Genomic DNA, 12,075 nt, shown 5'->3' with positions numbered 1-12,075 from the left:
CGCGACCATGCGGCAGGGTGGGCACCACTCGGTCCAGAAGTCCACGAGGACGGGCTTGTCGCTCTTGAGTACCTGCTCGTCGAAGTTCTCGTCGGCCCGGACTTCCGAGCCCTCCCGGGGACTTCTGAGCTCTGCCTGGATATCCACGCCATTCCCGGATCTCCAGGCCCTGCTGGGACTTCTAGGCCGTGCTGGGGGCCGTCCGGCCGGATGGGGTCACTTTCCCGGCCATTCTCCTGTGGCGTTCTGGATGCCTTCCGCGCTCGCGCGGTCGATGGCGGCCTTCACGACACCGAAGATCGCGCCCTGGACCGCGGCGGCGATCAGGACCTCACCCCAGCCGTACTTCTTGGACGTGGCCTCGGGGGCGTCGCTCTTGCCCGCCGCCAGCTTCCAGACCTGCTTGAAGATCAGGCCCGAGATGAAGCCGCCGGCCATACCGGACAGCGCGCCCACCGACCTGTAGGCAAGCTTCTTCACGACTACTTCTTCCTCCGCAGCACCCGCCAGAGAACGAGGAGGCCGGCGGCCACCGCGGCGGTGACCCACGGGCGGTTCTTCGCCTGGGTGACGACCTTGTCGGCCGCGTCCTTCACCTCGTCGGGCATGGTGGAGCGGGCCTTCTCGGCGAGGTCGCCCGCCTTGCCCGCCAACTCGGTCGCCTTGCTCCCGGCCAGTCCAGCCAGGTCACCGGCCTTGTCGCTCGCCTTGGCCGCGAGGTCGCCGGCCTTGTCACCGGCCCTCGCGGCCAGGTCCCCCGCTCTGTCGCCCGCCTTGGAAGCCAGCTCTCCGGCCTTGTCACCGGCTTTGGAAGCCAGAACCCCGGCCTTGTCACCGGCTTTGACCGCGAGGTCGCCCGTGCTCTTCTTCGCCTCGGTCAGCGCGTCCTGCGCCCGGCCCGTAATATCCGCCATCGTGTCCTCCTTTGCCATGGCACCCCGCTACCCCCGCAGGAAGGGCTCTAACGGGTTTTCGTTCACCGGCGCGCCCTTAGGAGCCATCCGGAGGGCGAGAACGAGAAGGCCGGCCCGGCTTGAGCCGGACCGGCCGATGTGAACGCCGCCGAATTCGCTGTCGGGTCATCTGGCTTTCGCGGTGAACCTGCGGTTCGCCTTCTTGATGGCCTCGACGAGCTCGCCCTTGTTCATCTTCGACCGGCCTTCTACGCCGAGCCGGGCGGCCACCTTGTACAGGTGTTCCTTGCTGGCGTTGGCGTCGACGCCCTCAGCGGTCTCGCCCCGTGCCGGCGTGCCACGCGCGGCCTGGGCATCGGACGGGCCCTTGTGGGCCTTCGGCTCCCAGTGGTCGCCGACCTTCTCGAACGAATGCTTCAGCGCGGCGAACGCGGTGCGGTGGGCCCTTTCGCCCTCCCCATACGTCTCCACGGCTGAATCATGCGCTTTTATCCATGTTGCTTGTGCCTTTTTCGGGGAGCGCTCGATGGTCGACGGGAGCTCCTGCTTTCCAGGCATGGCCTCTTCCTCCTCGAAGAACCGCTGCCGGCCGCGTGGTGGTACGGCGAAGACGCTCGATGACGTTCCCCGCCCCCGCCGTCTTCCTACGCGAGCGGCGAAACCTTTGAACAGCCCGTCCATCCCCAAGAACCTGTCATGACTTTTCGTGACACATCCGGTTCCCGGGGACCCCACCTACGCCGCCGTCCCACGGGGACTCCAGGGTCAGACAATCGGGTCGTCGTAACGCCGCTCCTCGTACACCTGGGTTCGCGTGCCGTCGACCGGGCTGACAGGACTGACAGGGCTGACCGGGCTCACGGGAGTCGTGCGGCTGACGGCGGTCCGTCGCACGGTGGTCAGGCGCCAGATGCCGAACAGCAGTCCGGCGATACCACCGAGCATGAGAATCACGCCGACGACGTTGATGTCGACGCCCGCGAGGTCGAACTCGACGGCCCACGTCAGGATGGCGCCGAGCATGATCAGGAAGATGCTTCCGGCTATGGTCATGGAAATGCCTCCTTCGCTCCTCGCCCCCCCTACTTTCCCTCCCACGGATCTCAAACGTCCGAGGGCCGCCGAGTCCCGCCGCGCCGTACTCCGGTTATTCCGTTTGCCCAGGCAGACACGTCGGTGGTACGCACTCTTCCGTGACGTTCAGCGATAAACCGACCTTCACCGGCAAGCGTGTCGTCCTGCGCCCCGCCGGCCCTGAGCACGCCGACGGCCCGTGGGAGCGGAAAAGCAACGATCCGAAGGTCCCGCGTTCCGCACGGCCTTCCAGCGATCCTCCCGGCCACCCGGCACCGGCCGCCCCCGAGTGGCCGGCCGCGCGCGCGTCGGTGCTCCGCGACGCGGCCGGGATCGCCCTGACCAGCGGGGCGTACGCCGTGTCCTGCGGCGCGATCTGCACGGCCGCGGGGCTGACCATCCTTCAGACGCTCGCCCTGTCGCTGCTGATGTTCACGGGCGCGTCACAGTTCGCGATCGCCGGGGTGATCGGCTCCGGTGGCAACCCCCTCGCCGGTGCCGCCGTCGCCGTACTGCTGGGCAGCCGCAACGCGCTGTACGGCCTGCGGCTCGCCTCGCTGCTGAACGTCAGGGGCGCCCGCAAGGCCCTGGCCGCGCAACTCGTCATCGACGAGAGCACCGCGATGGCCGTCGGCCGCGATACCGAGCGAGCGGGGCGGCTCGGGTTCTGGGCGACCGGCGTCGGCATCTACGCCCTTTGGAGCCTCGGCAACCTGCTCGGCGCGCTCGGTGCCCAGGTCCTGCCCGATCCCGAGGTGCTCGGCATGGACGTCGCCGCGCCCGCCGCGTTCCTCGCCCTGCTGGCGCCGCGCATGCGCGCCGGCCGTCCCTGGGTCGCGGCCCTGCTCGCCGCCGCCACCGCGCTTCTCGCCGCGCCGGTGCTGCCGGCGGGCGTCCCCGTGCTGCTGGCCGCGCTGGTGGTGGGGGTGCTCGCGCTGCTCCTGCCCTCGAAGGCGACCGGACCGCGGCCCGCCCCGGAGAACGCTCCGGATTCTGTGGAGGAGGCCTCATGATCTGGTATGCCGTGATCGCCGCGAGCGTGGGCTGCTACCTCTTCAAGCTCGCCGGGCTGTCCGTGCCGGAGCGGGTCCTGCGGGACGACCGCACGCGCCGGATCGCCGCGCTGCTCCCCGTGGGCCTGTTGAGCGCCCTCATCGCCACCCAGACGTTCACGACGGGCCACCACATCGCCCTGGACGCTCGCGCCGCCGGGCTCGGCGCGGCCGTGATCGCGCTGCTGTTCCGCGCGCCTTTCCTGGTAGTCGTGGCGGTGGCCGTGACGACCACCGCCCTGTTACGCCTCCTCGGGTGAACGCGGGTGACCGCCTCGCACCCCCGGAGTCATCGGGATCTAGGCGCCGCCGTTCCGCGCCGCGTTCTTCTTGGCGATGCCCCTGACCACCTCATCGACGTGCGGCTCGCACACCGGGTCCCGGGAACGCCTGCCGGAGAACCAGCTCGTCTCGATCACGTAGTCGGCTGGATGCCCGCATAGGCAGGTGCCAGGGTTTTCTGGGTCTACCGGTACTACCGCTGTCTGCTGCCTGACCATGAATCGAGCGTAGCCGCGATATGACCTCTTTTCTCCAAGAACGCTCGCTTCTCCCCAGAAAGCAAGCCGCGTCGCGGGCGTGTGACCTGCTGCGCAGGCATCCAAGGCTAGGCGAAGCCGGCGCCGGCGGCTCCTCATATGCCTACAGTTGGCTCAGCGCGATACGCGCCGACGACCATGATGGGGATGCATGGAGATAGCAAGCTCCTTCTGGCGAGCCATCTCCGTCTACCGCATCGCCTCGCTCGCGTACGCGGCGCTGTTGCTCGCGGGGGCCGGAGGCTACCAGCGGCCCGTCCTCGGATGGCTCGTCATGGGCGTCATGGCCCTGTGGACCGCGGCCACGACGTTCGCCTACTCGATCGCCCGCGGCAGGTCGCTGCTGATGATCGACATGCTCGTCACCATGGGATGCCTGCTCGCCTCGCCGTACGTGCAGGGCGCGGACGCGGGCCCTGCCGGGGTCATGCCGGTCACCGCCACCTGGATCGGCGCCCCGGTGCTCGCCTGGGCCGTGTACGGCGGGCGCCGCGCGGGGGTCGTGGCGGCGGTCGTGCTGTCGATGGGCGACCTGTGGCTGCGAGGCCTGCGCGGATTCGACCTGTCGGTCCACGTCAACGGGGCCGTGCTGCTGGTCCTCGCCGGAGCCGTGGTCGGCCACGTCGCCCGGCTCACCAAACAGGCCGAGGAACGGCTCCAGCGGGCGGTCGAGATGGAGGCCGCCGGCCGCGAGCGCGAGCGCCTCGCCCGGGGCATCCACGACTCCGTCCTGCAGGTGCTGGCCATGGTGCAGCGTCGCGGGCTGGAGATCGGCGGGGAGGCCGCCGAGCTGGGACGCCTCGCCGGGGAGCAGGAGGCGGCCCTGCGCGAGATGATCCGCAGCGAGCCGGTCGCGGCGGGGTACAAGGACGCGGGGCTCGTCGACGTCGGCGCTCTGCTACGCCGGTACGGCTCGGCCACGGTGACCGTGTCCACGCCCGCGACGCCCCTTCTCCTGCGGGCGGAGCGGGCGCGCGACCTGGCCGCGGCCGTGGGCGCGGCGCTCGACAACGTGCGCCGGCACTGCGAGGAGGGCACCCGGGCCTGGGTGTTCGCCGAGGGGGACGCCGAGTCGGTGACCGTGACCGTCCGCGACGACGGCCCCGGCATCCCCGCCGGACGGCTCGCGGAGGCGGAGGCCGAGGGCAGGCTCGGCGTCGCGCAGTCGATCCGGGGCCGCGTCGCCGGTCTCGGCGGCACGGCCGGCTTCGTCTCCGTCCCCGGCCAAGGCACCGAGGTCGAGCTGACCGTCCCGGCTCCCGCTCAGGCCGCGGCCGACCTACAGTGGCCGTTGTGAACGCACTGCGGGTGATGGTGGTGGACGACCACCCGATGTGGCGGGACGCCGTCGCCCGCGACCTCGGCGAGGCGCGGTACGACGTGGTCGCGACCACGGGCGAGGGCCGCCAGGCCCTCCGCGTCGCCGCCGCCGTACGGCCCGACGTGGTGATCCTCGACCTGAGGCTTCCCGACCTGCCCGGGGTCGAGGTGGCAAGGGGGCTCGCGGCCTGCGAGCACCCGCCTCGCGTCCTGGTGCTGTCGGCGAGCGGGGAGCAGGAGGACGTGCTTGAGGCGGTCAAGGCGGGCGCCTCGGGCTACCTGGTCAAGTCGGCCGGCAGGGAGGAGTTCCTCGACGCCGTGCGGCGCACGGCCGAGGGCGAGCCGGTGTTCACGCCCGGCCTCGCGGGGCTCGTGCTCGGCGAGTACCGTCGCCTGGCCGTCCAGACGCCCGCCGACGACGGCCCGCGCCTGACCGACCGCGAGACCGAGGTGCTGCGCCTGGTCGCCAAGGGGCTCTCGTACAAGCAGATCGCCGAGCGGCTGGTGCTCTCGCACCGCACCGTGCAGAACCACGTGCAGAACACGCTCAACAAGCTGCAGCTCCACAACCGCGTCGAGCTGGTCCGCTACGCGATCGAACGCGGCCTCGACGAGACCTAGAGGCCGGCCGCCTCGACGATCGGCTCGACGACCGCCTCAGCGGCCGTTCAAAGGGCCGCTTCAAAGGGCCGTCGACCTCAGATGGTGTCCACCTTGTAGGGGTCGTGCTCGGCGAGAAGCTTGTCGAGGCGCGCCTGGTCGACGCGGCTGGTGATGTTGCCCACCTCCTGCCGGTCGCGCACACATTTGGCGAGCACGAAGGCCGAGGTCACCGTGTACAGCACGGCGACCGACAGGAACGCGCGGATCCAGGCGTCGACGGGCAGGTAGGCGATGCCGATCGCGGTGCCGGCGAGGGCGATACCGAAGGAGATGACGCACTGCGCGTAGTAGGCGCCGCTCATCGCGGGCTGCAGGGGCTTCGTCATGCCTAGATGCTCCCCCGAGGCCCGGCCCGCCGCCTGAGTACGCGTACCGTACCTCCACTGAGTACTTCACACGGCGCTGCGCCGCGGGCGAGACGTCGGGCGGGCCTAGGGGCGCACGGCGCCTGCCAGGCGGCCGCGCCAGTAGGCGTCAAGCGCCACCACCTTGACCACGTCGCCGGTGCGGGGGGCGTGCACCATCTTGCCGTTGCCCGCGTAGATGCCCATGTGGCCGAGCCCGTTGCTGAACAGCAGGTCACCGGCCTGAAGGGCGTTCAGCGACACCCGCCGGGAGGCGCCCCACGCCCACTGCTGGTAGGTGGTGCGGGGCAGTTCGACCCCGGCCCTGGCCCAGGACGCCTGGGCGAAGCCCGAGCAGTCGTACGAACCCGGCCCGGTGGCGCCCCAGCGGTACGGCTTGCCCACCTGGGCGTAGGCGAACTGCAGGGCCACCTTGGCGCTGCCGGACGCCGGGCCGTCGTACTTGATGCCCCGGCTGCCGGGGTCGCCCGCGTTGAACTGGTTGAGCCGCCGCAGCAGTCGTTCCTGCTCGCCGACGAGCGCCTCGACCTTCTTCTTCTCCTTGCCGACGTCGGCCAGGATCGTGGACATGTCGTCGTAGGCGGTCTTGGCCTTGGCGCGCCGCGTGCGCAGCCCGCGCGTGGCGGCGTCGAACGCCTCAAGGGTGCGGGCCTGCCCCGCCGTCACCTGGTCGGCCACGGCCAGCCCGGACAGCAGGCCGGCCGGGTCGTCCTGCGAGATGACGCCCGGCACGCTGAGCATGCCGCCGTACTGGTACATGTTCGAGGCGGTCGAGACGACGTCCTCCCGGAGCGAGTCGACCTTGCTCCGCTCGCGGTTCAGCTCCGCGTCGAGCAGGCCGTACTTCTTCTTGGCGGCCTTGTAGCGCTCGGCGACGGTGTTATAGCGCTCCACCATCGCGTCGGCCTGGTCCTGGAGCTTCTCAAGCCTGGCCTTGGCCTGCGCGACGGTGGGACGCGGCTCGGCCACGGCGCTCCCCTGAGACGCCACGAACATGGCGACGGCCAGCCCGGCGACCGCCGGAACGAGTCCCTTCCGGACGCTGCGCACGGGCACGAGGATCCCTTCCCTGGTCGACCGCGCCGTGGCCGGCCCGTCACCACCTCGACGGACCGGCCACGACGATTCGCACCATCAGGTACGGGCGACGGGGTCGAGCGGTTCACCAGAAGTCAGGGATGGTCAGGGATGGGCCGACACACGGGAGGAGATGGGTGTGGCGGGGCTCGGCGCGGCGGGACGCCGCGGCCTGACCGGCGCGTCGCTTACAGGCCGGTCTCCGCGACCTGGCCGGCGGAGAGCTGGAGGTGGCGGGTGGTGTGTACGGCCTTCAGCATGCGGCGGTCGTGGGTGACCAGCAGGAGGGTGCCCTGGTAGGACGAGAGCGCCGACTCCAGTTGCTCGATCGCCACCAGGTCGAGGTGGTTGGTCGGCTCGTCCAGCACGAGGAGGTTCACCCCGCGAGCCTGGAGCAGCGCGAGGGCCGCCCGGGTGCGCTCGCCGGGCGACAGGGTCGCGGCGGGCCGCAGCACGTGCGCCGCCCTCAACGCGAACTTCGCGAGCAGCGTGCGCACGTCCGCGGGCGCCATGTCGGGCACGGCGGCGCCGAACGCCTCCAGCAGCGGCTCGTCGCCCAGGAACAGGGCACGGGCCTGGTCGACCTCTCCGACCACGACGCCCGGCCCGAGCGCGGCGTGCCCCGCGTCGAGGGGCACCCGGCCGAGGATCGCCGCGAGCAGCGTCGACTTGCCCGAGCCGTTGGCCCCGGTGATCGCCACCCGCTCGGCCCAGCCGATCTCCAGGTCGACCGGCCCGAGGGCGAACGCGCCCCGCCTGACCACCGTGCCCCGCATGGTCGCCACGACCGCCCCCGCCCGGGGAGCGGCGGCGATCTCCATGCGCAGCTCCCACTCCTTGCGTGGCTCCTCCACGACCTCCAGCCGCTCGATCATCCGCTCGGTCTGCCGGGCCTTGGCCGCCTGCTTCTCGCTCGCCTCGCTGCGGAACCTGCGGCCGATCTTGTCGTTGTCCGTGGCCTTGCGGCGGGCGTTCTTCACGCCCTTGTCCATCCAGGCCCGCTGGATCCCCGCCCTGGCCTGGAGCCCGGCCCGCGTCTCGGCGTACTCCTCGTACTCGGCGCGGGCGTGACGGCGGGCGACCTCGCGCTCGGTCAGGTAGGCCTCGTACCCGCCGCCGTAGGCGCGCACCTCCTGCTGGACGAGGTCGAGCTCGACCACCTTGGTCACGGTCCTGGCGAGGAACTCGCGGTCGTGGCTCACGACCACGGTGCCCGCCCGCAGGCCGGTGACGAAGCGCTCCAGCCGTTCGAGCCCGTCGAGGTCGAGATCGTTGGTGGGCTCATCGAGCAGGAAGACGTCGTAACGGCTGAGCAGCAGCGACGCCATGCCGGCCCGGGCGGCCTGCCCCCCGGACAGCGCCGTCATGGGGTGGTGGAGATCGACGGCGAGGCCGAGGTCGGCGGCGACCTCCTCGGCCCGTTCGGTGAGATCGGCGCCGCCGAGGGCGAGCCAGCGCTCCAGCCCCGTGGAGTACGCGTCGTCGGCGCCGGGACGGCCCTCCACCAGGCCCTCGGTCGCGGCGTCCAGCTCGCGCTGCGCCGCGGCGACGCCCGTGCGCCTGGCCAGGAAGTCCGCCACCGTCTCCTCTGGCCTGCGCTCTGGCTCCTGCGGGAGATAGCCGACGACCGCCGTGGGCGGGCTGAGCTGCACGGTGCCGCTCTCGGGGGCGGCGAGGCCCGCGAGTATCCGCAGCAGCGTCGACTTCCCCGCGCCGTTGACGCCGACCAGCCCGATGACGTCCTCCGGCGCGACGACCAGGTCGAGCCCGGAGAACAGGGCCCTGTCGCCGTGTCCGGCCGCGAGATCCTTGGCGACGATGGTGGCGGTCATGCGTAAACGCTATCCGGCCCCGGCCGGACATCACACACCCCTGCCCCTGCCGCGCCCGGGATGTGTTTCCCGCCCGCCTACGGCACGGTTTACGATCGCCATGTGACGATCGGCGGTACGGCCCACGGCAAGCTCATGGCGATCAGCGACCTCCACGTGGCGTACTCCGAGAATCGCCAGATCGTCGAGAAGCTCCGGCCCGAGTCCGAGTCCGACTGGCTGCTGGTGGCCGGCGACGTCGGCGAGTTCGTCGCCGACATCGAGTGGGCGCTCACCCTGCTGAAGGAACGCTTCGCCACCGTCGTGTGGACGCCGGGCAACCACGAGCTCTGGACGCCGAAGGACGATCCGGTGCAGCTGCGAGGCGACGAGCGCTATCGCCACCTCGTCGACATCTGCCGGCGCATCGGCGTGCTCACCCCGGAGGATCCCTACGCCGTGTGGACGGGGCACGGAGGGCCCGTCACCATCGTGCCCCTCTTCGTGCTGTACGACTACAGCTTCCGCCCGCCGAACACCACCAAGGAAGAGGCGCTCGCGTGGGCGCACAAGTCGGGCGTGGTGTGCACCGACGAGTACATGCTCCACCCCGACCCGTACCCCAGCCGGGACGCCTGGTGCCGGGCCCGGCTGCGCGAGACCGAGAGCCGTCTCGAAACCCGTGACCCCGGCATCCCGACCGTCCTCGTCAACCACTTCCCGCTGGTCCGCCAGCCCACCGACATCCTGCGCTACCCGCAGTTCGCGCAGTGGTGCGGCACGGTCGAGACGGCCGACTGGCACCTGCGCTACAACGCCGCGACGGTGGTGTACGGCCACCTGCACATCCCCCGCACGACCTGGTACGACGGCGTGCGCTTCGAGGAGGTGTCCCTCGGCTACCCGCGCGAGCGGCGCGCGTACGGGATCGACGGCATGCAGGCGATCAGGCACGTCTTCCCCGAGGAGGCCACGTCGTGATCGTCCCCGAGGAGGCCACGTCGTGATCGAGAGCATCCTTCCCCCCTACGTGGTCTCGGCCGACCTCACAGAGGACCCTCCGGGGGCCGAGTTGTTCCCCGAGGAGGAGAAGGTCGTCGAGCACGTCGTCGACAAGCGGCGCCGGGAGTTCACGACGGCTCGGCTGTGCGCGCGGCGGGCCATGAGCGCGCTCGGCCTGCCCCCCGCGCCGGTGCTCCCGGGCGAGCGGGGCGCGCCCCGGTGGCCGAGCGGCGTCGTCGGCAGCATGACCCACTGCGCGGGCTACCGGGGCGCCGTCCTCGGCAGGTCGGCGGAGGTCACCACGATCGGCATCGACGCCGAGCCCAACGACGTGCTGGCCGAGGGCGTCCTGGAGGTGATCTCCCTTCCCGAGGAGAGGGAGCATCTGCGCGAGCTGGCGCGCCACGACCGGGGCGTCCGCTGGGAGCGGCTCCTCTTCAGCGCCAAGGAGTCGGTCTACAAGGCGTGGTTCCCGCTCACGGGGCTGTGGCTCGACTTCGAAGAGGCCATGCTGGAGTTCGACCCCGAGCGGGGAACCTTCCAGGCGCGGCTCCTCGTGCCGGGCCCCCACGTCGGCGGTACGGAGATCAAGGGATTCTCCGGGCGCTGGCTGGCCGGGAACGGGCTCGTCCTCACCGCCATCGTCGTCCCGTCCCCTGCCACCATGGCACGCACGACTCCATCCGGGGCTCCCGGCTCGTCGCTGACCGGGTCGTAGACGATCAGTTCCCCGGCTGAGCCCGTATCCCGCCAAGGCACCGTAACTTCCGATTTAAGGATGTTCGTCCGCATTCGTGATCGGGTACGGCTTCTGGAAACGCGGTCCGACCAGCGGAGGGAGGGATCGCGAATGGTCACCGTCGGCCTGCTGGTACGCGTGAACGCCCGGCCAGGGAAGGAACGCGAGACCGAGAACTTCCTGCGTGACGGGCTGGCCCTGATCGAAGACGAGCCGGGGACGGCCGCGTGGTTCGCACTGCGCATCAACTGCGCGACCTTCGGCATCTTCGACGCGTTCGAGCAGGACGCCGCACGGCAGGCGCACCTGGCAGGCAAGGTCGCGGCGGCCCTGACGGAGAGGTCCGACGAGCTCTTCACCCGGCCGCCCACCATCGAGAGGGTCGAGATCCTCGCCACCAGACTCCCGCGGTGACGCGCTCGAATCGTCACGCCCCCGGGTCGGGCTGGATGCGCTCGGAGAGCCAGGCGAGGGACATCGGGTAGCGGTAGTCGATGGCGCCGTGCCCCGCGTCGAAGAGCTCGAAGCGGATCAGGTCGCCCGGCACCTCGTGGTCGAGGAGCGCCCGGTGGAAGGCCTGGGCGCCGAGATCGAGGAAGTACTCGTCGCGCGTGCCCGCGTCGATCCAGATCCCCCGCATGGAGCGCATGGCGTCGGCGTGCTTCGGGACCATGCGGACGGGGTCCCAGTCGAGCCAGCGCTCCCAGACCTCGTCCCTGAGCACGCCCGTACCGGGATCGAACGGCAGCTCGGGGACGCCGTCCGGCCCGGCCGAGAAGGCGGCCGCGCAGCCGAGAACCGACACCAGCACGCCGTCGGCGGGGTGGGTGAACGCGGTGCGGGACCTGAACTCCCGCCACCACCGGCCGATGTCGCCGTCGAAGGCGCGCAGATGGCGGACCGCCTGGGCGAACTCGGGCAGGTAGCAGTGCTCGTAGAGGGTGTCGCCCGCGTGGGTGGCGAACGCGCCGAACAGGTCGGGGCGCAGCATCGGGGTGATCATCGCCCCGAACCCGCCGCTGGACTTGCCGGTGATCGCGCGATGGTCGCGATCGGCGAGGGTGCGGTAGCGGGCGTCTACCCACGGCACGATCTCGTCGCAGAGATAGGAGTGGTAGCGGCCGGTGCCGGGCGAGTCGACGAACTGGCTGCCGCCGTAGCTCGTCCAGGCGTCCACGTAGACGACGATGGCGGGCGGCGCCTCCCGGCGGGCGAAGACCTGGTCGGCGGTCTCGGGGAACGGCTGGCGGAAGGGCGTGCGGTTCCCCCACATGGCCAGGTGACCTGTGTAACCCTGGATCACGTAGATGGAGGGATACCGCCGGTCGGGCTCGTCGTCGTATCCCGGCGGCACGTAGACCCACAACGGTCTCCGGTGCGGATCACCCAGCGGGTTCCCGCGCAGCAACTCGCTCTCGACGGTGTGCTCGTCGATGCGTCCCTCAAGGTCGGCCCGCCACGGCAACATCTGTACCCTCCTTCGGCTCCCACATCCGTATCACGGATCCCGTGCGCTCCG

The 12,075-nt window shown here is 71.0% G+C and carries 16 protein-coding genes; 7 read left to right on the top strand and 9 right to left on the bottom strand.

The window, feature by feature from the left end; genetic code table 11:
- The 5 genes from AB0B89_RS05735 to AB0B89_RS05715 all read right to left on the bottom strand — a co-directional run.
- A partial coding sequence (locus tag AB0B89_RS05735) for a thioredoxin domain-containing protein (protein WP_358548645.1) occupies positions 1-141 on the bottom strand: 141 nt, incomplete at its 3' end.
- Positions 142-216: 75 nt separating this feature from the next.
- On the bottom strand, positions 217-480 hold the full coding sequence (locus AB0B89_RS05730; protein ID WP_358548635.1) for a DUF4235 domain-containing protein: 264 nt from the start codon (positions 478-480) through the stop codon (positions 217-219).
- A 2-nt stretch (positions 481-482) separates the two neighbouring features.
- Complete coding sequence (locus AB0B89_RS05725) at positions 483-914, bottom strand: hypothetical protein (protein ID WP_358548632.1); 432 nt, start codon at positions 912-914, stop codon at positions 483-485.
- 165 nt (positions 915-1,079) lie between these two features.
- On the bottom strand, positions 1,080-1,472 hold the full coding sequence (locus AB0B89_RS05720) for a ChaB family protein (RefSeq protein WP_358548642.1): 393 nt from the start codon (positions 1,470-1,472) through the stop codon (positions 1,080-1,082).
- A 207-nt stretch (positions 1,473-1,679) separates the two neighbouring features.
- Positions 1,680-1,967 (bottom strand): DUF6458 family protein, encoded by a 288-nt coding sequence (locus AB0B89_RS05715; protein WP_358548630.1) that lies wholly within the window; start codon positions 1,965-1,967, stop codon positions 1,680-1,682.
- 140 nt (positions 1,968-2,107) lie between these two features.
- Between AB0B89_RS05715 and AB0B89_RS05710 the strand changes: the two genes are divergently transcribed.
- From AB0B89_RS05710 to AB0B89_RS05695, 4 genes are all read left to right on the top strand, one after another.
- Entirely contained in the window at positions 2,108-3,001 is an 894-nt protein-coding gene (locus AB0B89_RS05710) for an AzlC family ABC transporter permease (protein WP_358548628.1), read from the top strand.
- A complete protein-coding gene (locus tag AB0B89_RS05705; protein ID WP_358548625.1) occupies positions 2,998-3,300 on the top strand; it encodes an AzlD domain-containing protein in 303 nt (100 codons plus the stop codon). The genes AB0B89_RS05710 and AB0B89_RS05705 overlap by 4 nt, the downstream gene beginning before the upstream one ends.
- 430 nt (positions 3,301-3,730) lie before the next feature.
- Positions 3,731-4,876, top strand: coding sequence for a DUF5931 domain-containing protein (locus AB0B89_RS05700; protein ID WP_358548622.1), 1,146 nt, complete (start codon positions 3,731-3,733; stop codon positions 4,874-4,876).
- Positions 4,877-4,890: 14 nt separating this feature from the next.
- The gene (locus AB0B89_RS05695; RefSeq protein ID WP_358548639.1) at positions 4,891-5,520 is read left to right on the top strand and encodes a response regulator transcription factor; all 630 of its coding nucleotides are present in this window, start codon (positions 4,891-4,893) and stop codon (positions 5,518-5,520) included.
- Between the two features lie 77 nt (positions 5,521-5,597).
- On the opposite strand, the gene AB0B89_RS05690 is transcribed toward AB0B89_RS05695, so the two are convergent.
- The 3 genes from AB0B89_RS05690 to AB0B89_RS05680 all read right to left on the bottom strand — a co-directional run bounded on the left by AB0B89_RS05690 (position 5,598) and on the right by AB0B89_RS05680 (position 8,836).
- Positions 5,598-5,888, bottom strand: coding sequence for a YiaA/YiaB family inner membrane protein (locus tag AB0B89_RS05690; protein WP_358548619.1), 291 nt, complete (start codon positions 5,886-5,888; stop codon positions 5,598-5,600).
- Positions 5,889-5,993: 105 nt separating this feature from the next.
- Positions 5,994-6,977: a C40 family peptidase gene (locus AB0B89_RS05685; RefSeq protein ID WP_358548616.1), complete on the bottom strand. Its 984-nt coding sequence runs from the start codon at positions 6,975-6,977 to the stop codon at positions 5,994-5,996.
- 215 nt (positions 6,978-7,192) lie between these two features.
- The gene (locus tag AB0B89_RS05680; RefSeq protein ID WP_358548613.1) at positions 7,193-8,836 is read right to left on the bottom strand and encodes an ABC-F family ATP-binding cassette domain-containing protein; all 1,644 of its coding nucleotides are present in this window, start codon (positions 8,834-8,836) and stop codon (positions 7,193-7,195) included.
- A gap of 135 nt (positions 8,837-8,971) precedes the next feature.
- Here AB0B89_RS05680 and AB0B89_RS05675 point away from each other — a divergent pair, with 135 nt between their 5' ends.
- The 3 genes from AB0B89_RS05675 (at position 8,972) to AB0B89_RS05665 (ending at position 10,970) form a co-directional block, all read left to right on the top strand.
- A complete protein-coding gene (locus tag AB0B89_RS05675; protein WP_358548637.1) occupies positions 8,972-9,796 on the top strand; it encodes a metallophosphoesterase in 825 nt (274 codons plus the stop codon).
- Positions 9,797-9,818: 22 nt separating this feature from the next.
- The gene (locus tag AB0B89_RS05670; RefSeq protein ID WP_358548611.1) at positions 9,819-10,535 is read left to right on the top strand and encodes a 4'-phosphopantetheinyl transferase superfamily protein; all 717 of its coding nucleotides are present in this window, start codon (positions 9,819-9,821) and stop codon (positions 10,533-10,535) included.
- A gap of 132 nt (positions 10,536-10,667) precedes the next feature.
- Positions 10,668-10,970 (top strand): antibiotic biosynthesis monooxygenase, encoded by a 303-nt coding sequence (locus AB0B89_RS05665; RefSeq protein WP_358548608.1) that lies wholly within the window; start codon positions 10,668-10,670, stop codon positions 10,968-10,970.
- 13 nt (positions 10,971-10,983) lie between these two features.
- Here the strand turns inward: AB0B89_RS05665 and AB0B89_RS05660 are convergent, their stop codons facing one another.
- The gene (locus AB0B89_RS05660) at positions 10,984-12,024 is read right to left on the bottom strand and encodes an alpha/beta hydrolase-fold protein (RefSeq protein ID WP_358548606.1); all 1,041 of its coding nucleotides are present in this window, start codon (positions 12,022-12,024) and stop codon (positions 10,984-10,986) included.
- Positions 12,025-12,075: the final 51 nt, after the last annotated feature.

Origin of the sequence: Sphaerisporangium sp. NPDC049002 (assembly GCF_040649355.1) — a bacterium.
Lineage (GTDB): Bacteria > Actinomycetota > Actinomycetes > Streptosporangiales > Streptosporangiaceae > Sphaerisporangium.
This window is presented reverse-complemented; position numbering and strand designations above follow the sequence as displayed.

Excerpts from the sequence above, each read along its gene's own strand:
- AB0B89_RS05725 (WP_358548632.1), bottom strand. The coding sequence starts at position 914 with ATGGCGGATATTACGGGCCGGGCGCAGGACGCGCTGACCGAGGCGAAG.
- AB0B89_RS05720 (WP_358548642.1), bottom strand. The coding sequence starts at position 1,472 with ATGCCTGGAAAGCAGGAGCTCCCGTCGACCATCGAGCGCTCCCCGAAA.
- AB0B89_RS05715 (WP_358548630.1), bottom strand. The coding sequence starts at position 1,967 with ATGACCATAGCCGGAAGCATCTTCCTGATCATGCTCGGCGCCATCCTG.
- AB0B89_RS05705 (WP_358548625.1), top strand. The coding sequence starts at position 2,998 with ATGATCTGGTATGCCGTGATCGCCGCGAGCGTGGGCTGCTACCTCTTC.
- AB0B89_RS05700 (WP_358548622.1), top strand. The coding sequence starts at position 3,731 with ATGGAGATAGCAAGCTCCTTCTGGCGAGCCATCTCCGTCTACCGCATC.
- AB0B89_RS05695 (WP_358548639.1), top strand. The coding sequence starts at position 4,891 with ATGGTGGTGGACGACCACCCGATGTGGCGGGACGCCGTCGCCCGCGAC.
- AB0B89_RS05690 (WP_358548619.1), bottom strand. The coding sequence starts at position 5,888 with ATGACGAAGCCCCTGCAGCCCGCGATGAGCGGCGCCTACTACGCGCAG.
- AB0B89_RS05680 (WP_358548613.1), bottom strand. The coding sequence starts at position 8,836 with ATGACCGCCACCATCGTCGCCAAGGATCTCGCGGCCGGACACGGCGAC.
- AB0B89_RS05675 (WP_358548637.1), top strand. The coding sequence starts at position 8,972 with ATGGCGATCAGCGACCTCCACGTGGCGTACTCCGAGAATCGCCAGATC.
- AB0B89_RS05665 (WP_358548608.1), top strand. The coding sequence starts at position 10,668 with ATGGTCACCGTCGGCCTGCTGGTACGCGTGAACGCCCGGCCAGGGAAG.
- AB0B89_RS05660 (WP_358548606.1), bottom strand. The coding sequence starts at position 12,024 with ATGTTGCCGTGGCGGGCCGACCTTGAGGGACGCATCGACGAGCACACC.